General features: G+C 68.5%; 25 protein-coding genes. 8 read left to right on the top strand and 17 right to left on the bottom strand.

Going from position 1 to position 24,602, the window contains the following annotated elements; translation table 11 throughout:
- Positions 1 to 137: 137 nt before the first annotated feature.
- Positions 138 to 1,670 (top strand): FAD-dependent oxidoreductase, encoded by a 1,533-nt coding sequence (locus ACFV2O_RS34705; RefSeq protein WP_379255918.1) that lies wholly within the window; start codon positions 138 to 140, stop codon positions 1,668 to 1,670.
- A gap of 67 nt (positions 1,671 to 1,737) precedes the next feature.
- Here ACFV2O_RS34705 and ACFV2O_RS34700 read toward each other — a convergent pair whose 3' ends face one another.
- From ACFV2O_RS34700 to ACFV2O_RS34685, 4 genes are all read right to left on the bottom strand, one after another.
- The gene (locus tag ACFV2O_RS34700; protein ID WP_379255916.1) at positions 1,738 to 2,412 is read right to left on the bottom strand and encodes a hypothetical protein; all 675 of its coding nucleotides are present in this window, start codon (positions 2,410 to 2,412) and stop codon (positions 1,738 to 1,740) included.
- A gap of 312 nt (positions 2,413 to 2,724) precedes the next feature.
- Complete coding sequence (locus ACFV2O_RS34695) at positions 2,725 to 2,979, bottom strand: hypothetical protein (protein ID WP_379255914.1); 255 nt, start codon at positions 2,977 to 2,979, stop codon at positions 2,725 to 2,727.
- A 54-nt stretch (positions 2,980 to 3,033) separates the two neighbouring features.
- The gene (locus tag ACFV2O_RS34690; protein ID WP_379255912.1) at positions 3,034 to 4,257 is read right to left on the bottom strand and encodes an oxygenase MpaB family protein; all 1,224 of its coding nucleotides are present in this window, start codon (positions 4,255 to 4,257) and stop codon (positions 3,034 to 3,036) included.
- The gene (locus ACFV2O_RS34685; RefSeq protein ID WP_379255911.1) at positions 4,208 to 4,897 is read right to left on the bottom strand and encodes a TetR/AcrR family transcriptional regulator; all 690 of its coding nucleotides are present in this window, start codon (positions 4,895 to 4,897) and stop codon (positions 4,208 to 4,210) included. The genes ACFV2O_RS34690 and ACFV2O_RS34685 overlap by 50 nt, the downstream gene beginning before the upstream one ends.
- A gap of 146 nt (positions 4,898 to 5,043) precedes the next feature.
- On the opposite strand from ACFV2O_RS34685, the gene ACFV2O_RS34680 reads away from it, so the two are divergent.
- Positions 5,044 to 5,631 (top strand): LppA family lipoprotein, encoded by a 588-nt coding sequence (locus ACFV2O_RS34680; RefSeq protein ID WP_379255910.1) that lies wholly within the window; start codon positions 5,044 to 5,046, stop codon positions 5,629 to 5,631.
- A 9-nt stretch (positions 5,632 to 5,640) separates the two neighbouring features.
- Here ACFV2O_RS34680 and ACFV2O_RS34675 read toward each other — a convergent pair whose 3' ends face one another.
- Positions 5,641 to 6,588 carry a GlxA family transcriptional regulator gene (locus ACFV2O_RS34675; protein WP_379255909.1) on the bottom strand — a complete coding sequence of 316 codons (948 nt, stop codon included), beginning with the start codon at positions 6,586 to 6,588 and terminating at the stop codon, positions 5,641 to 5,643.
- Between the two features lie 71 nt (positions 6,589 to 6,659).
- On the opposite strand from ACFV2O_RS34675, the gene ACFV2O_RS34670 reads away from it, so the two are divergent.
- Positions 6,660 to 6,995 (top strand): cupin domain-containing protein, encoded by a 336-nt coding sequence (locus ACFV2O_RS34670; RefSeq protein ID WP_379255907.1) that lies wholly within the window; start codon positions 6,660 to 6,662, stop codon positions 6,993 to 6,995.
- Here the strand turns inward: ACFV2O_RS34670 and helR are convergent.
- The 8 genes from helR to ACFV2O_RS34630 form a co-directional block, all read right to left on the bottom strand.
- Complete coding sequence (gene helR / locus ACFV2O_RS34665) at positions 6,980 to 9,190, bottom strand: RNA polymerase recycling motor ATPase HelR (protein ID WP_379255905.1); 2,211 nt, start codon at positions 9,188 to 9,190, stop codon at positions 6,980 to 6,982. The two genes, ACFV2O_RS34670 and helR, sit on opposite strands and share 16 nt — an antisense overlap.
- 152 nt (positions 9,191 to 9,342) lie before the next feature.
- Positions 9,343 to 9,789 carry a nitroreductase/quinone reductase family protein gene (locus ACFV2O_RS34660; RefSeq protein ID WP_379255903.1) on the bottom strand — a complete coding sequence of 149 codons (447 nt, stop codon included), beginning with the start codon at positions 9,787 to 9,789 and terminating at the stop codon, positions 9,343 to 9,345.
- A gap of 69 nt (positions 9,790 to 9,858) precedes the next feature.
- Positions 9,859 to 10,845: a glycine betaine ABC transporter substrate-binding protein gene (locus ACFV2O_RS34655; protein WP_379255901.1), complete on the bottom strand. Its 987-nt coding sequence runs from the start codon at positions 10,843 to 10,845 to the stop codon at positions 9,859 to 9,861.
- A complete protein-coding gene (locus ACFV2O_RS34650; RefSeq protein ID WP_355079361.1) occupies positions 10,842 to 11,579 on the bottom strand; it encodes an ABC transporter permease in 738 nt (245 codons plus the stop codon). The genes ACFV2O_RS34655 and ACFV2O_RS34650 overlap by 4 nt, the downstream gene beginning before the upstream one ends.
- Positions 11,576 to 12,859, bottom strand: a complete 1,284-nt coding sequence (locus ACFV2O_RS34645; RefSeq protein WP_379255900.1) for an ATP-binding cassette domain-containing protein — start codon at positions 12,857 to 12,859, stop codon at positions 11,576 to 11,578. Before ACFV2O_RS34645 ends, ACFV2O_RS34650 begins: the two co-directional genes overlap by 4 nt.
- Positions 12,856 to 13,500: an ABC transporter permease gene (locus ACFV2O_RS34640; protein ID WP_379255898.1), complete on the bottom strand. Its 645-nt coding sequence runs from the start codon at positions 13,498 to 13,500 to the stop codon at positions 12,856 to 12,858. The genes ACFV2O_RS34645 and ACFV2O_RS34640 overlap by 4 nt, the downstream gene beginning before the upstream one ends.
- 532 nt (positions 13,501 to 14,032) lie before the next feature.
- Positions 14,033 to 14,878 carry a helix-turn-helix domain-containing protein gene (locus ACFV2O_RS34635; RefSeq protein WP_379255897.1) on the bottom strand — a complete coding sequence of 282 codons (846 nt, stop codon included), beginning with the start codon at positions 14,876 to 14,878 and terminating at the stop codon, positions 14,033 to 14,035.
- 43 nt (positions 14,879 to 14,921) lie between these two features.
- Positions 14,922 to 16,550: an FAD-dependent monooxygenase gene (locus ACFV2O_RS34630; RefSeq protein WP_379255896.1), complete on the bottom strand. Its 1,629-nt coding sequence runs from the start codon at positions 16,548 to 16,550 to the stop codon at positions 14,922 to 14,924.
- A 104-nt stretch (positions 16,551 to 16,654) separates the two neighbouring features.
- Here ACFV2O_RS34630 and ACFV2O_RS34625 point away from each other — a divergent pair, with 104 nt between their 5' ends.
- Positions 16,655 to 17,140, top strand: coding sequence for a MarR family winged helix-turn-helix transcriptional regulator (locus tag ACFV2O_RS34625; protein WP_379255894.1), 486 nt, complete (start codon positions 16,655 to 16,657; stop codon positions 17,138 to 17,140).
- 180 nt (positions 17,141 to 17,320) lie between these two features.
- Here the strand turns inward: ACFV2O_RS34625 and ACFV2O_RS34620 are convergent, their stop codons facing one another.
- On the bottom strand, positions 17,321 to 17,740 hold the full coding sequence (locus ACFV2O_RS34620) for a YrdB family protein (RefSeq protein WP_355079349.1): 420 nt from the start codon (positions 17,738 to 17,740) through the stop codon (positions 17,321 to 17,323).
- Between the two features lie 88 nt (positions 17,741 to 17,828).
- On the opposite strand from ACFV2O_RS34620, the gene ACFV2O_RS34615 reads away from it, so the two are divergent.
- Both ACFV2O_RS34615 and ACFV2O_RS34610 read left to right on the top strand, forming a co-directional pair.
- Positions 17,829 to 18,644, top strand: a complete 816-nt coding sequence (locus ACFV2O_RS34615) for a class I SAM-dependent methyltransferase (RefSeq protein WP_379255893.1) — start codon at positions 17,829 to 17,831, stop codon at positions 18,642 to 18,644.
- 300 nt (positions 18,645 to 18,944) lie between these two features.
- A complete protein-coding gene (locus tag ACFV2O_RS34610; protein ID WP_355079345.1) occupies positions 18,945 to 19,097 on the top strand; it encodes a hypothetical protein in 153 nt (50 codons plus the stop codon).
- Between the two features lie 147 nt (positions 19,098 to 19,244).
- Here the strand turns inward: ACFV2O_RS34610 and ACFV2O_RS34605 are convergent, their stop codons facing one another.
- Entirely contained in the window at positions 19,245 to 20,351 is a 1,107-nt protein-coding gene (locus ACFV2O_RS34605; RefSeq protein ID WP_379255892.1) for a class II histone deacetylase, read from the bottom strand.
- 364 nt (positions 20,352 to 20,715) lie between these two features.
- Between ACFV2O_RS34605 and ACFV2O_RS34600 the strand changes: the two genes are divergently transcribed.
- A complete protein-coding gene (locus tag ACFV2O_RS34600) occupies positions 20,716 to 21,474 on the top strand; it encodes a dienelactone hydrolase family protein (RefSeq protein WP_364435462.1) in 759 nt (252 codons plus the stop codon).
- Between the two features lie 60 nt (positions 21,475 to 21,534).
- Here ACFV2O_RS34600 and ACFV2O_RS34595 read toward each other — a convergent pair whose 3' ends face one another.
- Positions 21,535 to 21,948: a nuclear transport factor 2 family protein gene (locus ACFV2O_RS34595; protein ID WP_379255891.1), complete on the bottom strand. Its 414-nt coding sequence runs from the start codon at positions 21,946 to 21,948 to the stop codon at positions 21,535 to 21,537.
- A 276-nt stretch (positions 21,949 to 22,224) separates the two neighbouring features.
- Here ACFV2O_RS34595 and ACFV2O_RS34590 point away from each other — a divergent pair, with 276 nt between their 5' ends.
- Positions 22,225 to 23,124, top strand: a complete 900-nt coding sequence (locus ACFV2O_RS34590; protein ID WP_379255890.1) for a MurR/RpiR family transcriptional regulator — start codon at positions 22,225 to 22,227, stop codon at positions 23,122 to 23,124.
- A 17-nt stretch (positions 23,125 to 23,141) separates the two neighbouring features.
- Here the strand turns inward: ACFV2O_RS34590 and ACFV2O_RS34585 are convergent, their stop codons facing one another.
- Positions 23,142 to 24,536, bottom strand: coding sequence for an amino acid permease (locus ACFV2O_RS34585; protein ID WP_379255888.1), 1,395 nt, complete (start codon positions 24,534 to 24,536; stop codon positions 23,142 to 23,144).
- Positions 24,537 to 24,602: the final 66 nt, after the last annotated feature.

Below are 24,602 nucleotides of genomic sequence, written 5' to 3'. Positions count from 1 at the left end.
CAAGGCGGGTCTCACCCAGCGGGAAATATCCAGCGGGCGCTTCGAGTGTCTGTCGACTCCGGCGGTGACGACTCCGCGCAAGCGGCGTGCAAGCCGGTGCAAGTGCCGGGCAATGCTTGCGCCGCACCGTGTTTCGTATGAACGAGACACGTGAAGTGGTGGTGGTCGGCGCCGGGCCCGTCGGGCTCATGCTGGCTTGTGAGCTGCGGCTCGCGGGGGTGGATGTGCTCGTGGTGGAGCGTCTCGCCGAGCCGGACCGCACGATCAAAGCGGGGGCGATCAATGTGCCCACCGCTCAGGCCATGTACCGGCGCGGGCTGCTGCCGCAGCTGCGCGCCGAGCAGGACGCCGCATTCGACCGGTTCGCGCAGTTCCGTCGCGATGGCGGCATGCCGCCGATCGACCGGGGGCGGCGGCCGGCGGTGGGTCACTTCGCGGGCATCATGCTGAATTCGGACGCCGTCGACTTCGACGATCCGGAATTCGCCGAGGTCGGTCCGGCCGCCGAGGTCTTCCTGGTGGCCCAGCAGTCCGTCGAGGCGATACTGGGTGGCCGCGCTGCCGAACTCGGCGTGGAGGTCCGGCGCGGGGTGGAGGTCATCGGGCTGTCCGACGACGGCGCGGGTGTCACCGTCGATTGCGGTGACCGCAGGGTGCGCGCCGGCTGGCTGGTCGGCTGTGACGGCGGGCGCAGCACGGTCCGCAAGCTCGCCGGGTTCGAGTTCCCCGGCCTCGACCCGGAGATCACCGGCCATCAGGCGATCGTGGACATGACCGGAGCCGAGAACCTTCGAATGAGCTGGAATGCCACCGAAACCGGTATCTACGCCTATGGACCGATGCCCGGCCGCGTGCTCACCGTCGAACTGGACGGCCCGCCCGCCGACCGGGAGACCCCGGTGACGGCGGCCGAATTGCAGCAGAGCATCCGTGCCGTGAGCGGAGTCCCTGTGGTCGTCACCGCCGTGCATTCGGCCACCCGTTTCACCGACAACACCCGCCAGGTCCCCGATTACCGCAAGGGTCGGGTGCTGCTCGCCGGTGACGCCGCGCATGTGCACTCACCCTTCGGAGGTCAGGGCCTGAACCTCGGTATCGGCGACGCGGTGAATCTCGGCTGGAAGCTGGCCGCCGAAGTGCGCGGCTGGGCGCCCGGCGGTCTGCTCGACACCTACACCGCCGAACGTCATCCCATCGGCGCGTGGGTGCTGGATTGGACGCGCGCGCAGGTCGCTTTGATGCGCACCGATATCCGCAGCCGTGCCCTGCGCGCCGTCGCCGCCGAACTGCTCGCCTCGCGCGACGGCGCGACCGGCGTGTTCAAGAACATCTCCGGTGTTCGGCAGCGCTACGACATCGGCGGGGGGCACTCGCTCGTCGGATCGGTCGCTCCCGACATCGAATTGGCCGACGGCACCCGCCTCGGTGAGCATTTCACCGGCGCGGAGGGCATCCTGCTCGACCTCGTCGATTCCGGCGACTTGCGATCCCGCGCCGCGGGATGGTCCGGGCGGGTGCGAGTCGTCACCGCGAAAGCCGCTCAGCCGCGCGAGCTTTCGGCGATTCTGGTTCGTCCCGACGGCTGTGTGGCGTGGGCTGCCGACGGTGGCGACCTGGACGGCCTCGAGGAATCGCTGGCCCGTTGGTTCGGTGCTCGCGCGCACACCTGAATTCGCGCGGACCGCGCCGCACCCGGTGACGGTGACATCGCCGGGTCGGGTTCGGCGGGCGCTGCGGTCAGCTCAGCAGTCGCTGTTCCAGTTGCGCGAGGACGGCTCGGTTGCGTTGCGCGTCCAGGGCAAGGGCTGCCGCCCAGACGTGCGCCGAGATGACTCCGGTCTGGACTCGGTCGATCCAGTCGTGAATGGTGCTGCGCCGATCGAGGGTGTCGCTGTCGAAGGTGATCGGTTCGAGCTCCGGCAGATGCACGTAGCGCAGCTGGGTGATCTCCCTTCCGCGGGCGTCGAAGATGCTGGCGGCCCACACTTCCTCGGTGGTGGAGGATTCTTCCGGCCCGTCCGGCGATGAGGCGATCGGGTCGGGCTGGTTGTCGATCCCGTGCACGACGGCGTCCGCGGCGGCCTGGTGAGCCAGCCCGAATCCCCACAGGCGGCCGTTCATACCCGCCATCATCCGCCCGGCGATGTCCAGGATGGGAGAGCCCGCAACGGTGGGGGTGTCGTTGGGCGAGAATTCCGCGAAGCCCGCCGCGCTCGCGCTGTCGTCCTCGCCGGTGCCGGTGAAACCCCAGATGTGGACGAGGCCGGTGTCGGTGGTCGGCGCACCGCTGCGGCGCGTGATCATGGCGGGCAGCAGGATGTCGATGACGGATCGAGCCGGATACCGAATCGCCGGTACGGTGTCCGGACGACGTGAGTTGTTGTTGCGCTTGGGGTTCCGGCGGCCGCACATAGAACTTCTCCGTCGAAGTGTGGTTTCGGACAAGGCGTCGATCCGGTGGTGCTCAGCGTTGTCAGTGTAGATAGATCGACCGGTGACGTTGTCGACAACAGCGCATACTCGTCCGCGTCACATGTTCGAACCCACGGCCTCTGCTACCGCGCTCGGTTCACCGTCTCGCCGACTGCCGCGGGTTGTTCGTCCAGGTCGGCGCTGCGGCGGGCCGGCTCCCCGCCGTGTGTGCTCGGACCCGCGCGGGCGGCGTCGGCATCAGGACGTGTTGACAAGCGTGAACCCAGCGGCGGCAGCCTTTCCCGGGCGGCGTCAGCCGCAAAGCCGTTCGTCGGGCCTCGAGCGGGTGATCGAGAGGTCCCGTCGGGCTATCCCAGGGGCGTGGTCGTGGATCGGGCGAATCGCGTCGACTTCGAGGAACCGCACTTCTCGTACTTCGTCGAGCAATCCGGCCAGCCGCCGCAGCACCTGTTCCACCAACAGCCCGGGATGCGGTCCGGTGCCGAACCGCAAGGCCGCCAGCACGTTCCGCAGCTGCGGGCCGAAGGCATCGCCGGTGACCTTCATGTCGGCGACCGGTTGTCCGGCAGCGCCGGCGGGGTCGCGCTGCCGGATCGGCGGTCAGGCGGTGCGATCCAGCCGCAGCGCGGAATGCCCTATCGTGGCGCTGGTTTCGCCGATGAGGCGCCGCAGGAAGGCTTCCTGCTGCTCGCGTCCGTGGATGGCGGCGCGGTCGAGGCCGCCGGGAGTCAGGTGGGTGTAGGCGGTGCGCACGAGGTTGACGGGGATGCGCAGCGCGGGGTACCAGGGCGGGACATAGGCGGGCAGGCCGAGGATACGCATCGCCTTGGGTCCGAGGAAGGCGCTGCTGACGGACAGGTGCTGGGCGCGGGCGAGCCGGCCGCGCAGCGTGGGCAGGTTGGGATAGGACCAGTTCAGTGGATCATCGGCCATAGGTAGGGCGAGCTGGCGGCTGGTCTCGTCGGGATTGGTGATGGCGGTCAGGCAGTGGTCGAGGATGGCGATGCCGTCGCGGAAGCTGGTGGGCAGCCATTGCTCTTCGACGCCGATCAGCCAGCCGACGTAGCGGGTGAGGTGGGCGGCGGCGGCCAGCTCACGGGGGGAGAGGATGACGCCGAGCGCCATGCCGCCGACGACGGGCGCGAGCAGGGCGCCGACCAGGGTGGCGGCCATGTCGGTCTGGTTGATCGGCAGGCCCCATTCCTCGGTGCGCCAGTCGGGCATGGCGGCGACGTGCCTGCGGACCAGCGAGTGGATGAGGCGCACGTGCAGGGTGGAGCGGTAGCCGACACCGTAACGGTCCATGCCGTTCTCGGTGGACACGTCCATCGCCCATTGCAGGGTCTCGGCGAACCGGCGGGCGGGGCCTTTCTCCAGGGCGCCGGTGCGCAGCAGGGTCTTGTTGAAGCCGGAGGCCAGATAGCCGCCGATGAAGGAGACGTCACGGGCGAAATACAGCCCGTCGTTGCCGCCGGAACGGAACACACGCTCGCCGTCGCGCAACAACTTCGGGTCGACCCAGGCGGGGGTGTCCTCGACGGCGGTGAAGAACTCGCGCAGCGGCGCGGGCGCGCCGGGGATGCTGTCGATGCCCGACCGGAGTGCCTGCTCGAACAACGGCCGCGTGACGGCCATGCCTTCGGTGTACATCCACTCGACGAGGCTGTCCATCGGCTCGTCGCCGACGAGCAACGAGGCGCCGAGCAGCTGCCAGCGCTGCGGGGAGGGTTTCCCGATGCGCAGCAGCGCGGCGAACGGGCCCAGGCCGGGCGCCTTACGAGGCCGACCGGGATGCCGGGCCGGGATTGTCGCGGACGTCGTCATGGGTGGGCTCCTCGTCAGGGCGGGTGATGCCGTGTTTCATCAAAGGCACGATGGTGGTGCGGACAAAGGCGCGGGCGCGGTCGTCGTCGGTGAAGTCGACGCTGCCGCCGCCGGGGGTGAGCATCAGCGAGTGGGCCAGGCGGGCGACGAGTTCGGCCACCGGGCGCGGGTCGTACTCGTCGACGAGGCCCGCGGACTGGGCATGAGTGAGCATGCCGACGATGTACTCGATGCCGATGGACACCAGGCGTTCGCCCTGCACGGTGGAGAAGCGCAACGCTTCGTCCGGGGCGACCCGCAGCAGCTGGGTGACCAGGCGGTGGATGCGGGTCTGCAAGAGGACGTACAGCATGGTGTCCTCGATCTGGGCGTCCACGCCGGTGGCGGTGGCGGCGATCGCGGTCACCTCCGCGAGCATGCGCCGGGTCTCGCGGGCCAGTACCGCTTGGATCAGGTTGTCCTTGCCCGCGAACCGGCGGTGGATGGTGATCCGGCTGAGCTCGGCCATGCGGGCGATGTCCTCCAGGCTGGCTCGGCGGATCCCGACCTGCAGGATGCGTTCGAGCGCGGCGTCCATGATCCGTTCGTCGACGCGGTCGGAACCCTCGCTCGTGATACAAACATACAAAGACTGTGTCATTGAGTCAATGATTCGAAGAATGCGGCCGCGACACCGGTCGCGTTCGTCGCCGCGCCATGTTTGTCGCTCCCGTATCACCCGCCACGAATAGAATTGCGCGGGAGGCGGACTCGCGATCCGTGCGGCCGCGGGAAACGTGGGAGACGATGACCGGACCGCGATGGCCGACCGTAGCGCTGCGCTGGTCCGCCGTGCTCGCGGTCGCGGCTTGGACGGGCGGATGCGCGACCTTGCTCGGTGAGCCCGCCCCGCCGCCTTCGCCCGAGGAGATTGCCGCCGCGGCAGCGGAATTGGCCGGACTGCCGGCTTCGGAGGTGGCCGAGCAGCGGATGGCGTCGGTCGTCGAGGAGATCGCGAACGCCGCCTCGGCGATCGAACCGGCGCTGCGGTGGATCCGAAGCGAGGACCGCGCCGTGGGACCTTGCTATGGGCCCTATGCGCACACCGGCGGCAGGCGTGTCGTCTTGCCGCGCTATCGCGCCGACGGTTCCCTGCCCGCAGGAGCCTGGCCCGGGTTCCAGGAAACGGCCCGAGCGCTGGCCGCGTCGGTGGGTGCGACGGACATGCTGTCGAGCGCGGCATCGTCGCCGGACCGGTACGTCACGTTCGAAGGCCCGGATGGGGCCGAGTGGGACAGCAACACCGAGCTGTCGGTGTTCGCCGATGCCCGGTCGATGACGATCACCGCGACCGTGGGTTGCCGACTACCCGCGGATGAGCGGTCGCCTCGGTGACTTTCCCTGTCACATCCGTATTCCCGAGCCACGGAACGCTCGCCGGTAGGCGCCCGGGGTCGTGCCCACCTGGGCGCGGAAGCGGCGGCGCAGGTTGACCGCGGAGGTCAGGCCGACCCGTGCCGCGATCGCCTCCACCGGCAGGTTCGTCTCCTCCAGGAGGGTGCGCGCCTCGGCCACCCGGCGCGACAGCAGCCATGCCCCCGGGCTCGTACCGAGCTGATCGGCGAAACGCCGGGCCAGCGTGCGCGGCGAGACGCTGAGGTGTGCGGCCAGATCGCCTACCGACAGCGCTGTCCCGAGCCGCGCGCCTGCCCACTCGAGCAGGCCGTCCAGCGCGTCCGTGGGTGGTGCGGGCGGGGCGTACTGTGCTTGGCCGCCCTCGCGGTGCGGCGGCATCACCATGTGCCGCGCGACGAGGGTGGCATGCGCGGCCCCGTGGTCCTTCCGGACGAGGTGCAGGCACAGGTCGATGCCCGCGCCCGCTCCGGCGCTCGTGGCGACATCGCCGTGGTCCACATAGAGCACGTCCGGTTCCACCCGAACCTCCGGGAATTCCCGCGCCAGCTGTGCGGCGCGCGCCCAGTGCGTCGTCGCCGAGCGTCCGTCCAGCAAGCCCGTGCGGGCCAGCGCGAACACTCCGGAGCAGATCGTCACGAGCCGCGCCCCACGGGCGTGCGCCCGCAGCAGCGCGCGACGCACGGGCGCCGAGAGCGGCGCCTCCACCGGCGCCCAGCCCGGGATGAGCACGGTGTCCGCCGAAGCGAGCGCCGAAAGGCCCTGCGACACTTCGAGCGTGTACCCGGCCGATGTCGGCACCGGCCCTGGCGTCTCCGTGCACACCTCGAACTCGTAATAGTGCGGCACCCCGGCCCGCTGTGTGCCGAATACCTCCGCGGCGCAGCCCAGCTCGAATGTCGACTGCACCGGCCGCACCAGGGCCACCACGCGATGCATGGCAAGAATGTACCCGGTGGTGTCCGACTGGACACTTTCTCGGCCTGCTTCCACGCGGCACCGTGAAAGCCGTGCATTCCGAAATCCTCGCCCAGGAGGGCTACACCGCTGTGTCCGTCGCGGAATCCCCGGTCCGGGAGCTGTTTCCCGGAATCCGGGTACGGCACCTGTGGACCGGGCCGTCCGGTGCGAGCGCCAACGTGCTGGAGATGGACCCGGGTACGTCGTGGCCGCGCCGCGACGTCCACGAGCCCGGCCCCGAGGAGGTCTACGTGGTCGCGGGCACCTTCAACGACGGCGCGCGCGACTACCCGGCCGGGACGTTCCTGCACGCCCCGGCCGGATCGTGGCATGTGCCAGGGACTGCGACCGGCTGCACGCTGTTCGTCTTCTACCCGGAAGGCTGATCGCGCCGGCGGTCTCCGGCGCTGACGGGCGTCGAGGTTTCGGCGAGGCCGGTCAGCGCCTGCGGGAGTGGCCCCTGGTGCAGCACGCCGAGACGTTGGGTGGCGCGAGTGAGGGCGACGTAGAGTTCGGCCGCGCCGCGCGGGCCGTCGGCCAGAATTCGTTCCGGCTCCACGACCAGGACGGCGTCGTATTCCAAACCCTTGGTCTCCGCCGCTGCCACCGCGCCCGGCACGTCCGGTGGCCCGATCACGACGCTGGTGCCTTCGCGTGAGGCTTCGTCGCAGACGAATTCGTCTATGGCGAAACCCATTTCGTCGGCGGCGACCTGCCTGGACCACGGCCGTACCCCGCATGCGCGAACGGACTCCGGTGGCTGGACGCCGGGTGCGAACGTGGCGAGCAACTCGGCGGCGACGGTCATGATCTCCGCCGGGGTGCGGTAGTTCACCGTCAGCGATCGGTAGACCCACCGGCCCGGTACGTACCGATCCAGCATCGCGCCCCACGAGGTCGCTCCGGCGGCCGACCGGCGTTGGGCGAGATCGCCGACGATCGTGAAAGACCGTCCGGGGCAGCGCCGCATCAGCACCCGCCAATCCATTTCGGACAGTTCCTGGGCTTCGTCCACCACGACGTGCCGGTAGGTCCAGTCCCGGTCCGCCGCCGCGCGTTCGGCGAGTTCCCGGCTGTCGCGCTCGAGGAAGCGATCCGCCAAATCCTCCGCGTAGAGCAGGTCCTGGGCGAACAAGTGGTCCTCGTCGTCCATCATGTCCTCGCGGCCGACCAGAATGTCCAGTACACCCGCCGCGTACTCGGCCTGGGCCTGCTGTTCCCGCTCGGCGTCGTCGTCCCGCTTCACACGGCCGAGCAGATCGACCAATTCATCGAGCAGCGGCACGTCCGACACCGTCCAGGCACCGCCTCTGCGGCGCAAGAGGGCCGGGTCGGCGCCCGCCGCTGCCAGCCGTTCCGGGGATTCGTACAGCTCCGCCAACAGCGTCTCCGGTGTCAGGATCGGCCAGAGTTCGTCGAGCGCGGCGGTGAACCGGTCGTTGTCCGCGAGTTCCGCGCGCAGGTCCGACCGCAGGTTCTCCCATGCTTCGCGGTCGTCGCGGGTCAGCCAGCCCCGGCCGATGCGGGCGATCGCCCGCTCGGTGAGCACCCAGGTGACGATCTCGGTGAACACGGCGCGAGCTTCGTTGTGCGGTAGCCCGCTCGCCCGCGCCTCCTCCCGGCCCCACTCCGCGGTTTCGGCGTCGATTCGCACGGTGACGTCGGACAACTCGATCGACAGCGGATGCTCCGGCACCCGCTGCCGATCGGCTACGGCCGCCGCGAGCACGTCCAGGATCCGCAGCGACCCTTTGTGCCGGGCGGCGTCCGGGTCGTCCTCCGCGGTGACGTGCAGGCCGGGCACCAGGTCGCCGGTGGTCGTGAACACGACGTTCGTCTCGCCCAGCGACGGCAGAACGCGGCCGATGTGGTTCAGGAACGCCGGATTGGGGCCGACCACGAGCACGCCGTGGCGTTCCATCCGCTCCCGCTGGGTGTAGAGCAGATACGCGACGCGGTGCAACGCCACTACGGTCTTGCCGGTGCCGGGGCCACCCTCGATCACCAGCACGCCCGGGTGGTCGAGCCGGATGATCTCGTCCTGTTCGGCCTGGATCGTCGCCACGATGTCGCGCATCCCCTCGCCGCGCGGCGCGTCGACCGCCGCGAGCAGCGCCGCGTCGCCGCGCTCGGCGCCGCCGGGGCGGCCGAGGACCTCGTCGGTGAAATCGACCACTCGGCGCCCGCGGGTGTGGAACTGCCTGCGCCTGCGCATGTTCTCCGGGCTGGCGGCGGTGGCGACGTAGAACGCGCGCGCCGCGGGCGCCCGCCAGTCGAGCAACAGCGGTTCGTACTCGTTCTGCGCGTCGAACAGGCCGATCCGGCCGATGTAGGAACGTTCGCCCGACAAGGCGTCCAATCGCCCGAAACACAGCCCGTTGTCCGCTACGTCCAGCCGCTTCACCTCCCTGGCCAGCGTGCGCACCTCGACATCCCGTTCCATCGGCGTTCCGCCGTTTCCGCGCAGAGCCGCGGTGTATCCGCTCCTCGCTCGCGCGCGCTCGGCGTCGAGCCGCGCGTAGAGCCCGGCCACGTAGCTCCGCTCGGACCGCAATTCGTCCTCGTACCCCTGAGTTGACACAGGCCCCTCCGTTTCGTGGCTCGACGATCCCGCGCGGACGCCGCTGCTCGCCTGAGCACATCGAGCAGTAACGCCGCAGCCAGCGATTCTGCGGCACGACCCGGGTCTTGCCGCAAGCCCCCGGGTGCGCTATAGGTTGTAGGTGGAGGGGGTCAGACGCGGGTGAGTTCGAACAGCGGAATGACGCGTTCGGTCTTCGCCTGGTACTCCGCGAGAACGGGCGCCAGCTCGACGACTCGCTCGAAATACCGGTCGCGTTCGTCGCGCGGCAACTCACGAGCGATCACGGCATAGACATCGGTGCCGACCTCGACTCGGGCACGCGCGTCGGCACGCAGGTTGTGCACCCACGCCGGATCCTTGGGCGAGCCGAGGTAGGAGCCGACGACCAGCATCCGCCCGTCGACGGTCACATACGCCAGCGGTGACAGCCGTGCCGCGCCCGACTTCGCGCCCGTCGTGTGGAGCAGCAGTAGCCTGCCGCCCGGTAAGCCGCCGACCTCGCCGCCGTTGGCGCGGAACTCTTCCACGATGCCGCGGTTGAAGCCGTCCAGCGCGTGGGTGTCGGAAGCCAGTCTGTCCTTGTCGAACTCGGTCATGTGGATGGCAACTGTCCGAAGGGCGAGGTCCATTCCGGGCATGTCGCGGCGGCCGAAATCGTCCCGGCCCTACTCGACCAGCCTCGCGCTCTCGAGCCAGTCGTAGGCGACGTCGGCGGGGTCTTCGCCGTCGATGTCGACCCGGCCGTTGAGGTCCTGCATCAGCTCGTCGGTGAGGTGCTCGGAGATGGTTGCGAGCAGCGCGCGCAATTGCGGGTACCGATCGATGATCGCGCCGCGCACGACGGCGGTGCCGCTGTAGGGCAGGAAGAACTTCCGGTCGTCATCGAGGACCACCAGGTTCAGGTTCTTGACCCGGCCGTCGGTGGTGTAGATCATGCCGAAATTGCACGGGGCGCTCTTGGCCGTGGCTGTGTAGACGACACCGGCGTCCATCCGCGTGACGTTGCTGGAGGGGACACCGTTCGGATCGTTGTAGGGGATACCGTATTTCTGCAGCATCGGAATGAAACCGTCGGAGCGGCTGAAGAATTCGTCGTCGACGCAGAAGGTACGGTCGGGCACGGGGAGCGCGGCCACGTCGGACAGCGACTTCACGCGCAGGCGTTCGGCGGTCGGGGTCGACGCGCCGAAGGCGTACGTGTCGTTGAAGTTCGCCGGCGGCAGCCACTCCAGATCGTGGTCGCGCTTCTCGATGTCGTGCACGCGCTGCCAGAGTTCGGTCGGGTCGGAGATCGTCTCGGTCTGGTTGTGGTAGTTGACCCAGCCGGTGCCGGTGTACTCCCAGAGCACATCGGCGTCGCCGCCCAGCTGAGCCTGCCGGGACGAGGCCGAGCCCGGCGCCCCGGTCAGGTCGGTGACCTTCGCGCCCGCCGCCGCCAGGTAGGTCGCGGTGATCTTGCCCAGCAGCACGCCCTCGGTGAAGCTCTTGGAGGTGACGACCAGCTCGGCGCCGTCCAGCGGCCGGTCACCGCCGGGCAGGCGCGCGTCATGGAAGGTTCCCGAGGAGCTCACCAGACCGCACCCGGCGAGCGCCGCCGCCGATACGACGAGTGCGCAGAGCAGGGCGACCAGCCGGGCTCGTGGCGACCTCATGAGATACCTCGTGGGGTCGCGGCCAGTTCCACCAGTCGGCCGAGCCAGTCGATGATCAACGCCAGGAGTCCGACCAGAATCGCGCCGGAGACCAGCAGTTTGGGCAGGAAGAGGGTGACGCCGGTGGTGATCAGCGTGCCGAGGCTGGTCGCGCCGATGAACGTGCTCAACGTCGCGGTGCCCACGAGGATCACCAACGCCGTGCGCACCCCGTTCAGAATCACCGGGACCGCGAGCGGCAGTTCGACCTGCAACAGCGTGCGCGCGGCGGAATAGCCGATGCCGCGGGACGCCTCGATGGTGCGCTGATCGACTTGCCGGAGCCCGACGATCGTGTTCTGCAGGATGGGCAGCACCGCGTACACGACGAGACCGACGATCGCCGTGCGGAATCCCGTGCCCAGCCAGAAGGTGAACAGCACGAGCAGCCCGACCGCGGGCGCGGCCTGACCGATATTGGCGATATTGACCGCGATGGGCTCGAGCCGCCGCAACGCCGGGCGGGTCAGCGCGATGCCGAGCGGAATCGCGACGACCACCACGATCACCGTGGCCACCACGGTCAGCTCGATGTGCTGGACGATCGTGGTCTGCAGGTTGTCCCAGCCGAGGGACGCCTGCTCGGTCGCGGTGAATGTCGTCGACCGGTACCAGAGGACATATCCGACAGCGATGACGAGGATGACGATCGGTTCGAACCACACGTCGATCGGCAGGCGGCGCAGGCGGCTCATGACGGCTCGTCCGATCCGGGTTCCTCGTCGGCGGCGACCACCGGCGTGGGCGCCGGATCGGTTCCGTCGACGTAGGTGACGTAGGAGAGGTCCTCCGCGTCGGCGCGGCCTTCGGCGAGTTTGGTCCGGATCACGTCGGTGACCGTGTCGATGCTGAGCGAGCCGAGGACCGCGCCGCGGCCGTCGGTGACCAGGGCGGCGCCTTGGCTGGTGGCGAGCATGGCGTCGAGCGCGTCGTTGAGCGTCGAGGAGCGTGCGACCACGGGCAACCGCCGATCCAGGTAGTCGGAGACCTCCGGTTTGGTCGCCAGCTCCGTGAGCGAAGGCCACGACCGGGGCCGCCCGGCCTCGTCGACGACGACGACCCAGGTCTGTCCGGCGGACTCGGCGCGGTCGATCACGCCCTGCGCCGACTCGCCGATCCGCGCGGTGATCACGTCGTCGTACGCGACGTCGCGCACCCGCGACACGGTCAGATAGGCCAGCTTCGCGCCGGACCCGACGAACTCCTCCACGAACGGTGTGGCCGGATCGGTGAGGATCTCCTCCGGGCTCGCGTACTGCTCGACCTGACCGCCTTCGGACAGGATGAGCACCTTGTCGCCGAGCTTGGTGGCCTCTTCGAAGTCGTGGGTGACGATCACGATGGTCTTGCCGAGTTCCTGCTGGATCGCGATCAAGCTGTCCTGCAGGCGAACCCGGGTGATCGGGTCGACCGCGCCGAACGGCTCGTCCATGAGCAGCACCGGCGGGTCGGCGGCGAGCGCACGCGCTACGCCGACCCGCTGCTGCTGTCCGCCGGACATGTCCTTCGGCAGCCGGTCGGCGAAGGTGGCGGGATCCAGACCGACCAGATCCAGCAGGTACTCGGTGCGTTCGGCGATTCGCTTCCTGTCCCACCCGAGCACCCGGGGGATGGCGCCGACGTTCCTGGCGACGCTCCAGTGCGGGAACAGGCCGCCGGACTGGATGACGTATCCGATCGATTGCCGGAGCTTGTCGGGGTCCTCCCTGGTGACATCGCGGCCGCCGATGAAGATGCGGCCCTCGGTCGGCTCGATCAAGCGGTTGATCATCTTCAAAGTGGTCGTCTTGCCGCACCCGGACGGGCCGACGAACGCGACGATGTCTCCCGCCTCGATCTCGAGGTCGAGGCGCCGCACCGCAGGCTTGTCCTGGCCTTTGTAGCGCTTGACGACCGAGTCCAGTGTGATGGACGCGCCGGTCACCGAGCGTTGCGTCGGCGCGGGAGCGGGCCCGGTGGTCACATCGTCGGTCATGACAGTCCCTTTGCGATCGTGAGGCGTCCGAGCAGGACGAGGAGTGCGTCGAACACCAGCGCGATGATGACGATGAGGATGGTTCCGGTGAGCGCCATCTCCAGGGAGTTCGCGCCGCCGAGGCGGGAGAGTCCGTTGAAGATCAGCGATCCGAGGCCCGGTCCGAGGACGTAGGCCACGATGGCGGCGACCCCGACGATCATCTGGGTGGACACCCTGATACCGGTGAGAATCACCGGCCAGGCGATCGGCAATTCGACGGTCAGCAGAATGCGCCGGCGCGAGAAGCCGATCCCACGGGCGGATTCGACGACCGAGGCCGGCACCGACCGCAACCCCACGATCGCGTTGCCGACCACCGGCAACGCCGCGAAGAACGCCAGCATCACGAACGACGGGACCACCCCCAGCCCGAACGGGACCAGCAGGATCGCCAGCAGTGCCAGCGAAGGAATCGTCAGCGCGACCCGGCTGGTGGTCAGCGAGAGCGCGGACAGCAGCGGAAGCCGATAGACCGCCACCGCGATGAGGACGGCGACCACGGTTCCGACCAGCACGGTTTGGAACGCCAGGGAGGCGTGTTGATAGGTCAGGAACGCCAGGACTTCGCCCCGCCCCTGGATATAGCTCCATAAATTCACGGGATTCCCATCGTCAGCGGAAGACCGGTCGGTACCTGTCCGTGTACAGCCGCGCGAGCCGGCGAAAAGTCGTGGACGATGCGGGTTCGATTTCCGGCGGCGCGCGGAAAGCGAATCGCCGCACGGCCGAATTCGCGCTCCTTTTCGACCGTAACCGATTCTTTGCCAGACAGGAGTTCTGTGGGCACGAGTCCTCTGGTCACGAGAACGGGTTATGCCGCCTGTGTGACGGGGTCGACCGTCGAATAGAGCCTGGCATTGCCCGCCATCACGGTGCTCGGCGCGCCGACGTGACCGCCTGACCCGACCACCTGTGGAGCGGATGCGATGCCGGCTGTGTGATCGGCGGACATACCAGGGCCTTTCGCTCGAACCGGATGATCGGGTCAGAGGAAACCACGCCCACCCCGGTGCGGCCAGCATTACAGTCAGCCGGATCGAAATGGGCGACGCGATCGTTCCCGTCGGGAGTGATCGGGCGTCGAATGCGCGGAATCGGCTCTCCGCCTGCCCCAATTGGAGCTGAAGGCGTTCACCGGAAGAATGTTCCCCACACTCGGTAGCGGTGTTTCGAGATGGCGGTGAGCGGCTCCGCCGTCAGCGCACCCGGCGTGATCTCCGCGAAGCTCGACACGTCCCGGCAGAGGTGGGACTGGTCGGTGTAGCCGCAGGTCGCCGCGACGTCGGCGGCAGGAAGGCCCGTCAGCAGGCCTTCGACCGCGTGCCGGAACCGGACCAGCATCGCGGCCCGCTTCGGGGTCAGTCCGATCTGGGCTTCGAACCTGGACCACAGCCGTTTGCGGCTCCATCCGCAGGATCCGGCGAGTTCGCCGACCGAGACCTGCCCTCGGCTCGCGACGATGCGTCGCCAACTGGCGACGACTTCCGGGTCCGGGGTCCGGGTCGGGTCGGCACACTGCCGCAGAAACGAATTCGTCAGCGCGAAACGCTCCTCCCATGTCGCGGCACCGGCGAGCCGCTCACGCAACAACAGCGCCCCGCGACCCCACAGATCGTCCAAGCCGACGACCGTGCGGCCCAGATCGACCGGATCGATAGTCGACAACGAATAGAACTGCGGCGGCGACAAGCGCGCCTCGATGCATTCGGCCCGCTCGGTGCGCACCCGCATCGTCCCGTGCGGAAACCCGGAGACGAAGCCGCTGAGTGCCTGCCGGCCCGCCGTGCTGTCGACGATCAGTTCGTTCTCCCCGAACTCGATCAGCACCGTGACCGCCGGTAGCGCGGTGACCCGGAGGTCCAACCCGCCGGCCCCACGAGCGCGATACCCGATCATCGCCGTGCCGCCCACCGGCGCGTCACCGGACGAACGGCGAAAATCCCACCCTGTGTCATGCTCGAGCCCGATCGGTCCCACCCGCTCAGGCTAACCGCCTCGACCCGCGATGGGAGCGGGCCGCTCAGGACGGGTTTGCTCTGTCATCCCCATACGCCGATCGCGTCGAGTCCTGGTTCTCCACGCCCGGCCGCACGTCCTCTCCGATGTCGGCCGAGCGGTGCCGCCAGCCCGCGACCGTGGGTTCGTCGCGGAACACGGCTGCGATGTAGCCGTCGGGACGAATGAGTACCGCGGTGCCACCGGTGATCTCGTAGTTGCGGTGGACACTGCCGTCCCCATCGATCAGAGTGTCGGCCCCGGTAGCGGCTGTGTCGGTTGTGATCCGGATCCTTCGCGTCGCTGCGGTGCCGCGGGCTTCGGTCTGGTCGGGAGCGTTGCCCTGGTCGAAGGTGAGCAGGGTCCAATGGGGACCGCGCAGCAGATCGAACACCCGGACTTCGCGACCGGACGAGGCCTCGATACCGACGGCGTCGGGAGCGCGGTCACCGGCGCGAACGCGGCCGGTCCTCGGGCCGGGGCCGGTGAGCGGACTGTCGGGGTAGGCGACGGTGAGCCCGGTGGTGAAATCGTCGGTGAGCCTGCGGACGGCCGACGCTCCGTCGCCGTTGCCCGCGGAGCGCATGAGTGCGTGCATACGGTCGGTGCTGTCGTCGAGGACGGCCCGCGCGACCGCACGGCGTTCGAGTTCATAAGTGTCCAACAGGCTTTCATCGGCCCCGTCGAGAACGGCGGCGAGTTTCCAGCCGAGGTTGTAGGCGTCCTGGATGCCGGTGTTCATGCCCTGCCCACCGGCGGGGGAGTGGATATGCGCGGCATCCCCGGCGAGGAAGACCCGCCCGACCCGGTAACGGTCGACCAGGCAGACGTTGATCCGGTAGAGCGACAACCAACCGGCGTCCTCGATGCGGACCTCTCCCAGTCCGGAATGCTCGGCGAACAGGCGCCGGAACAGGTCGAGTGTCGGCGCGGCAGGATCGGGGTCATCGGCGGGAATGGACGCCTGGATTTGCCAGACATCGGTGCTGGGCAGCGGGAACAGCGAGAGGATCCCGTGCTCGGGGCTCATCCACACGTGCTGGCAGCGATTGTCCAAGCCCTCGATCCGCACATCGCCGAGCCACCAGCGGTGGTCGCCATAGGACACCCCGGCGAGTGTGGCGCCGATCCGCTCCCGGACCACGCTGCGCCCACCGTCGCAACCGACGACGTAGAGGGCGCGCATTCGCCGATCACCGGTGGTCGTGGACACGGTCACCTCCACGGCGTCATCTGTCTGTGCGACGGCCGTCACCTCGGCTCCCCACTCGACCCGGCCGCCGAGTTCGGCGAGCCGATCGCGCAAGATCTGCTCGAACAGCGGCTGTGACAACCACACCGGCGGGTACGGCACCCCTGGATCGCGTACGCCCAGCGCGGCCTCCACGGCCTCGGAGATCACGCGGTCACGGTCGTAGTGCCGGGTCGGCACATGCACCCGCCCCAGCTCGAACACTCGATCGATCACGCCGAGGTCGTCGGCGACCTCCAGGGCTCGGGGCTGGATCGTCTTGGCGCGCGACGCCGTGCTGGGTCCGGCGGCGCGGTCGACGATGCGGTAACCGACGCCTCGGCGGGCCAGGTCGATCGCGAGGGCAAGACCGGTCGGGCCCGCGCCGACGATCAGGACGTCCGTTGATGTCTGCATTTTCATCTACCTACCTTAGGTATCTATTTTTCGACCGCACGCCCTCGCTGTCGAGGGGGTGGGATGCCGAGTACTATATACCTAACTTAGGTATCTGAACAAGGTGGGAAATGAGCGGCGACAACGACGCGCTGAAGGGGCTGCTGCCGCGCATGGCGCAGCTGAGCAACACGCTGGGTCGTGGGCAGTTGTTCGAAACGGCCACGGCGGCAGCCGGAATCACCCTGGAGCGGCCCGCGGTCACAATCCTCGTGATCCTGGAATCCGCCGGGCGACCGTTGCGGGTGGGGGAGATAGCGGCCCGGATGCAGGTGGCCGGGCCGCACGTCACGCGCCTGCTCAACGGTCTCGAACGGCGCCGCTTGGTGCGGCGTGTCCCGGACCCGGACGACCAACGCGCCCGATTGATTACCCTCACTCCGGCTGGGGAGAAGCTGATCGGCCGTTATCTGCGAGTCATCGACGGCTGGTTCGGCCAGGCCCTGTCCGGATGGTCGGAGTCCGATCAGCGCGACCTCGTTCGCCTGCTCGGTCGCCTGGTCGACGACCTGTCGACGCACCTGGACACCGTCGTCGAGGACCCTCTCATCGAATAGTGTTGCGGTGCGGTATTACTCACCAGCGGCGGCCGGGATCGGTGAACCATCGTGGACGGCGCGCCCGACTGCGGGCCGCGCGACCGGGAGCGCGGAATGGGACGGGAATTCGAATCGCCGTTCTCCGCGGGGAACTGGTCTTCGGCGGGCTTCTCGGCGTGGAGCTGCGTCGGTGCCGCGTCACCCCTGGTTCCATGCCAGGCGCAGCACGCCGTTGACGAGGTAGCAGACGAACAGGATCGCGGCCGGGGTGAGTGACGCGGCGCCGTACAGCGCCAATGCGCCGGTGCCGAACCAGGCCAATTCGAACAGCATTCGAGCGAAACCGTGCAAAGGGTATGTGGCATTGGTTCCGCCGCCTGCGGCGAACAGTCCCCACAGCACCGCGAGCAGCAGGGGTGCGCCGATGCCCGCCACGACCTTGATCGGCCACTGCGCATTCACGGTGAAACCCCAATATCCGGCGCTCCCCAGCACGCTCAACTCCAACAAGAACATCAGGCCGAGATTGGCCGCTTTGACCGCGCCGAGCACAACTACCTCCAGTGATAACCGCTCTTTCTTGAGAGCAATGCTCTCATCTAGGTGGTGGTGCGTCAAGCGGCGACGGTCACCGTCTGGTGTGTGGGTGATCCGGTCCGATCGGTAGGGTGGCGGCATGCAGGTCGGGGAACCGAGTAGAACCGCCATGGCCGTAGCGCGAGCGAGGGCCCACCATCAAATCGCCGACGAGCCGCGGGTGTTCACGGATCCGCTGGCTGTGCGGATCGTCGGCGAAGCAGCCATAGGCGCCAGCGAATTCGAGCGAGGGATCGACCAGGATCTGGCTCGTCGACGGCGCTTGTTCATCGCGGCGCGCAGCCGCTTCGCCGATGACGTGGTGGCGGCCGCGGTGGCCCGGGGGACGAACCAAGTAGTCGTCCTCGGTGCGGGGCTGGACACCAGCGCCTACCGCAATGCCCACGAGAACGTGCGATTCTTCGAGGTCGATCATCCCGACACCCAGCAATGGAAGCGGCGCAGGCTTGCCGAGGCCGAAATCGCCGTCCCGCCATCGCTGACGTTCGCCCCGATCGACTTCGAAGAGTCCACGCTCGCCGCCGGATTGGCCGCGGCCGGTCTGGACCGCAGCAGCGACGCGTTGTTCGTCTGGCTGGGTGTTGTCATGTACCTGACCAGGGCATCGATCGATGACACACTGCGCTACATCGCCGGTCACGGCGCCGCCGCGGAGGTGGTCTTCGACTATCTGTACCCGCCCTCCTCGGCGCCGCATGACGTCGCGGCCGACGACAGGCAGGCACGCGCGGATCGCGTCGCCGCGGTCGGTGAGCCATGGCTCAGCTTCTTCACCGCGGAGGAGATCCGCGATGCGTTGCTGTCCTTCGGCTTCACACGGATCGAAGACCGTACTGCGACAGAGTTGTTGAGCGCGTATGGCGTCGGAGCCGCCGCTCGGCCGGCGAATTCGGTGCCGCACCTGGTCCACGCCGGCACGGTGTGAACCCGGGCGTCCTCGCCTCCTCGGCATAGGTGACTCCGAGCCGAGACCGACCGATGCGCCAGGCGCTGGACCTGGTCCAACCGGTGTCGCCCTTCAGGTGACACATGTCACGCGTCCGTACCTGTCACGCGGGCGCCGTCACCGGCGTCTTGTGGTCGCTCGGTTGGTCGTGACGGTCGAGATCGTCGCCGTGGCCGTGACCGAAGCCTTTCGGGCACGGGCGATAGGCGTCACTCGGCTGTGCACGGCCCTCCGAACCGATTGTCAGTGCGTGTCGTGCTCGGGAAGGAACAGTTTGCCATGCGTATCACAGTGTTCGGAGCCAATGGTCCCACCGGCCGTCTGCTCACCGGCCAGGCGCTCGATGCCGGGCACGAGGTCAGCGTCATCACCACCGTGGACAATCCGACCCTGCTGAAGTGGATTCGTGGCGAAGCGTTCGCCGCGAACTGAACGATGTCTCCAGCGGAGGCGCAGTTGTCGTCGTCACCGGTAGCGATTGTCCAGCGAATCCCGGTGCGGCGGTTCGGCGAAAGCGCGTCCCGCCGAGCCGTTCTGAATCTGCGCCGGACAGCAGGTGTCGCCATGGGCCGACTGGGGTCAGAGATCGGCGACCAAGGCGGCGGCCGCTTCGATCGCGGCCGCCTCGTGGTCGAGGAGGACGTCGCCGCCTTGCGTTGTGACGATCGGTGTGTACGGGTCGTCCACGAACGGTTCGCCCAGCAGTTCGCGGAGCACCGCCAGCCCGCAGAACGGAACATAGTGCGGGCTGTAGCCGCCTTCTTGCACGAAGGCGATCCGGCCCGCGGAGGTCGCGGCGGCGATGTCCAGCATCCGGCGGGTCAGGTGCCGGAAGCCGCCGCTGGTGACCATCTGCCGAGCCAGCGGATCGAGGATGCTCGCGTCGAAACCGGACGCGACGATGATCAGCTCGGGCGCGAAGGCGTGCAGCGCGGGTTCGACGACTCGGTCGATCGCGTGGAGATACGCGGCGTCTCCACTGCCCGGCGGGAGCGGCACGTTGATCGCGTAGCCGTGTCCGTCGCCCGTGCCGCGCTCCTCCCGGTAGCCGGAATCCGGTGGGAAACACAGATGCTGGTGGATCGAGATGGTAAGGACCGACGGATCCTCATACCAGATGTCCTGAGTGCCGTTGCCGTGGTGGACGTCCCAATCGACGACGGCGACGCGTCCTACGCCGAGTACGTCTTTCGCGTAGGCGGCGGCGATGGAGATGTTGTTGAAGATGCAGAAGCCCATGCCGGTTGCGTGGGTAGCGTGGTGCCCAGGCGGATTGACCAGCGCGTAACCATGGTCGACCGTCCCGGCCAGCACATGTTTCACGAGTGCGATCGCACCGCCCGCCGAAAGTGCGGCGATCTCGTATCCGCCCTTGCCGAAGGACGAGACGCCGTCGCCGGCATCCCCGCCCTTCGGCTGCAGACTCTCGGTCTTGATGCGCTCCAGATGTTGCGTGGTGTGCACCCGCAAGATGTCGGCCTCGTCGGCCGGTTCCGCCTTGATCGAGTGCAACTCGTCCAGCAGTCCGGACACCGAGACCAATTCGTGGAAGCGTCGTTTGGTGTCGGGATGCGCGAGGTGGTGGCCGATCGGCTGGAGACCGACCGTGACGTCGGACGGGAACAAACTGCCGCTGCCGGTGTCGGCCCACCCGTAGAGGGTGTTCCACACGTATCCGGTTGTCATCGTGCACTCCTCGCGGTCGGCGGACCGCCACGCCGTCCACCTGGGTATCACCCCGCCTCAGCGGGTGCTCGCGCTCATTACAGGCCCAGCAGCGACCTCGCCGCAACCGGACGACTTGCCACCTGTGACGGTGTGCGGCGCGAACCCTCGCCGCTCGAGTCGGGGGCCCTCGCGGTCCGGGGCGGGAGCCGCTACACATCGGATAGGCGGTCGCCGACGATCCCGGCGCAGCCGAGGACGTCGGGCCGGATCCGCCGCCCGGGTGCGGTCCGCTGGGCGTCCTGGCGCAGTGCCCGTGATTCCGGAGAGCCGGTGCGCGATTTCCTCTGGCGCGGTGGCGATCCGAAGCGGTTAGAGTGGCCTCGTGACATACGAGATCACGGCCGAGCAGATCGAAATCCCCCAGGACGACGCGACACCCATGGCGGCTTATCTCGCCCGGCCGGAGGGGGCGGGCGACTACCCGCTCGTCCTGGTCGGAGCCGAGTTGTGGGGGTTGACCGATGAGGTCCGGGCCGTCGTGCGCGATGTCGCCGCCCTGGGATATGTGGCGATCGCGCCGAATCTGTACCACCGCAGCGGTCCCGAGACCTCTGCCGGGTTCGAGGAGAGCGATGCCAACCGGGCCCGCGCGTTCGAACTGCTGGGCCGATTGACCCGCGACGGTGTCGAGGCGGACCTGCGCGCCGCCGCCGACCATGCCCGCGAGCATGCCGGGGCCGGTGACCGGGTCGGCATGCTGGGCTTCAGCCTCGGTGGCCACGTCACCTATTTCGCGGCGACCCGGCTGCCGCTGCGCGCCGCCGCCATCTACTACCCGGGATGGGTGCCCGACTCGGGTATGGCGTTGAGCGTTCCGGATCCGCTGTCGGCGGCGACGCCTGGTATCACCGCTCGGCTGGCGCTGTTCTTCGGCGGGCAGGATCACATCATCGATGCCGATCAGCGGGAGCGGATCGGTGCGGCGTTGTCGGCGGCGGGTGTCCGGCACGACGTGGTGGTGTATCCCGAGGCTCGGCACGCCTTCTTCTTCCCCGGCCGTGAGGTGTATGACAAGCAAGCCGCCGAGGATTCCTGGCAGCGGGTGCGCGAGCTCTTCGCCGCCGAGCTGACCGCGTCCTGATCCGGTTACGCGGTAACGATCCCGGAGCCCGCCGGGCCGAGCCGGCGGGGTGGGGAGAGATCACTCCTCGTGCATCCAGGCAAGTGTGGTCCGCGACTCCCTGAGTCGCCAGCCCGCCTGCGTCCGTACGACGGTGCAGGCCATGCGCAGGCCGCTCGTTCGATGGGGTGCTCGGCCTTCACGGAAGAAGTACACGAGCGAGTTCGCCGAGGCGGCCGCCTGGTCGCCGTGGACGTCCACCAGTAGATCAGTGGTCACGTGCTGGGTGTGCTCGTCCGCGACCTCGGCCTGTCGCATGAGGCCGACCAGGTTGTCGATGCCCTGGAGGTCGCCGTTGCGGGGCGAGTGGATCGCCACATCGTCGGCGAAGACGGTGGCCGCGTCCTCCCATCGCTTCTCGTCGAGCAGGCGCGCCAGGCGCGCGAACAGATCGGCGATCTCGATCCGATCGGCGATCAGGGTGTTCGTGGACATGAGAGCCTCTTTCGTTGGCGACACTAACATTGGCGGTGCCAACTATACCTACCTTTGATTGGCATCACCAATGAAGTCGTGTTCGCGGCGTGCATCAGACGGCGAACGCGACAATGCCGCGAAATCCGGTGCGCCCCGGGCGGTGGGACGGGATGTGCGCTCCAGCGCGACCGATTTCCTGCGCCCCGGATCGGGGGCCGACCCCGGGGGGCCGCTCGGCTCGGTCGGATAGATTGGGAAAGAATCCGTGGTGGTCGAAGTGGTGGAGGAGGCGCGGTGGGCGCGAATGCGGAGTCGGCGACGGGTCCGGCGACATTCGACGATCTGGTCACCGAGATCCGCGCCAGATGGGATTCGCTGTCGGCCTCGCACAAGAAGCTGGCCGAGCGCGTGCTGTCCGACCCGGAGGCGGTGGCGTTCATGACCGTGTCCGATCTGGCGAGCGCGGTCGGCGTCAACGAGGCGACGGTGGTGCGGTTCGCGAATGGCCTCGGGCTGAAGGGATATCCCGGCTTGGCCCGCCTGTGTCAGGAGCGGCTGCAGGAGCGGGCGCAGTTGCTGCGCCGTTTCGAGAACCTCGAACACTTGGTGGCGCAGGGTGCGGGCCTGCGGGAGAGCCAGGTGGTGCTGGACCAGGCGAACATCGCCCGTTCCTTCGCGGGCATCGCGGACACCACTTGGGACGCGGTGGCCGCCCAGCTGGCGCGCGCGCCCCGCGTCCACGTGATGGGCCTGCGCAAGTGCCACGCGCCTGCATATCTGCTGGGCTACCTGCTCGGTCTGTTGCGTGAGGACGTGGCGACCGTGACGGGGACCAGGGGGTCGCTGACCGACGAACTGCGCCGTGTTCGCGCGGGGGATTGCTTCGTGGCGATATCGATCCATCGCTACAGCTCCGACACGGTCCGTGCGGCGCGGTGGGCCCGCCAGCGTGGCGCCCACGTCGTGGCCCTGACCGACACCCCGGCCTCGCCGCTGGCGGCGGCGGCGCACGAGACCTTCTACGTCGAGGCGTCGAGCGCGAGCGTGCTGCGCTCGATCACCGCCTTCACGTCGATCGTCCAGGCGTTGTCCGGCGCGGTGGCGCACCTCCTCGGCCGTGAGGTCCGCGAGACCTTGTTGGAGGAGGAAAGACTGCTGGGCGAATTCGGCGTATACGCCGCCGACGGCGTCTGATCCTGTTCTGCCGGTGGCTATTTCACCGGCGTCATCGCCGCGACCCGGTCGGCGCGACGTTGGTGCAGCAGGCCCGCGGCGACGGCCAGGGTCGTGACCACCAGGGTGAGCGCCAGCGGCGTTCGGGTATCGGAACCGAACACCATCCCCACCACGATGCCCAGCAGAGTGACCAAGACCAGGTACGGCAGATAGGGAGCCCCCCACATCCGTACGGCCGGCGCGGCGGATTCCACGGCGGCGCGGTTGCGTCGGCCGGCGATGTACGTGGCGCAGATGCACAGGTAGACCACCACCGCGACGGCGCCGGACGAGCTGAGCAGGAAGCTGAAAACCGCTCCGGTGGGTAGGAAGTAGTTCGCGGCCACGGCCAGGAATCCGGCGCTCGCGGCGGCGAGAACCCCGGCCGTCGGCACACCGGAGCGGGTGACGCGGCCCAGCGGTCGCGGCCCCTCTCCGCGTTGGGCCAGCGCGAACAGCATGCGCGACGCGGAGTAGAGCCCCGAATTCAGGCACGACAGCACCGCGGTGAGCACGATCAGGTTCATGATGGTCCTGGCACCGGGAATCCCCAGCAGATTCAGCACCGCGGTGTACGGACTTTCGGTGATCTCGGCGCTGTCCCACGGCAGCAAGGTCACGACGACCAGGATCGAGCCCACGTAGAAGACGAGGATGCGCCCGGCGACGCTGCGCATGCTCGCCCGCACGGCGTTGACCGGATCGTCGGCCTCACCGGCGGCGATGGTGACCAATTCGGTGCCGAAGTAGGAGAAGAAGACCGTCAGCGATGCGGCCAGCAGGGGAGTGAATCCGTTGGGCAGCAACCCGCCTCGTCCCAGCAGGTTCGTCGTGCCCGGTGCGGTGTAGTGGGCGAACGCGCCGCAGATCGCCGCGATGCCGACGCCGATGAAGACGACGATCGCGGCGACCTTGATCAAGGCGAACCAGAACTCGAAACGCGCGAACGAGCTCACCGCGGCCAAGTTCACTCCGGTCAGGGCGCTCAGGAAGAGCAGGGCGAACGCCCAGGCGGGCACCGCGGGCGCCAGCTGGTTGGCGATCGCGCCACCGGCGACGGCCTCGAAAGCGACCGTCACCGACCAGTGGTAGCTGTACACCCAGCCGACCGACAGTCCGGCCCATGGCCCGAGTTCGCGTGAGGCGTAACTCGAGAACGAACCGGTCTCCGGGCGCGCCGTGGCCAGTTCGGCCAGCATGCGCATCACCAGGATCACGACCAGGCCGGTGAGCAGATAGGCCAGGACGATGCCGGGTCCGGCGGCCGCGATCGCGGTGCCGCTGCCGACGAACAACCCGGCGCCGATGACGCCGCCGATCCCGATCATCGTGAGCTGACGAGTGGTGATGGTGTGCTGGAGATTTCGCGTAGGGGGAATTGAGGTGGGCACGATGCCTCCCAAGGACCGTGGGCTGTGACCCGGGTAACTGATGGTCGGTCATGCAACACCCGCGTT

The sequence above is a fragment of the Nocardia sp. NPDC059691 genome, assembly GCF_042733915.1.
Lineage (GTDB): Bacteria > Actinomycetota > Actinomycetes > Mycobacteriales > Mycobacteriaceae > Nocardia > Nocardia sichangensis.
This window is presented reverse-complemented; position numbering and strand designations above follow the sequence as displayed.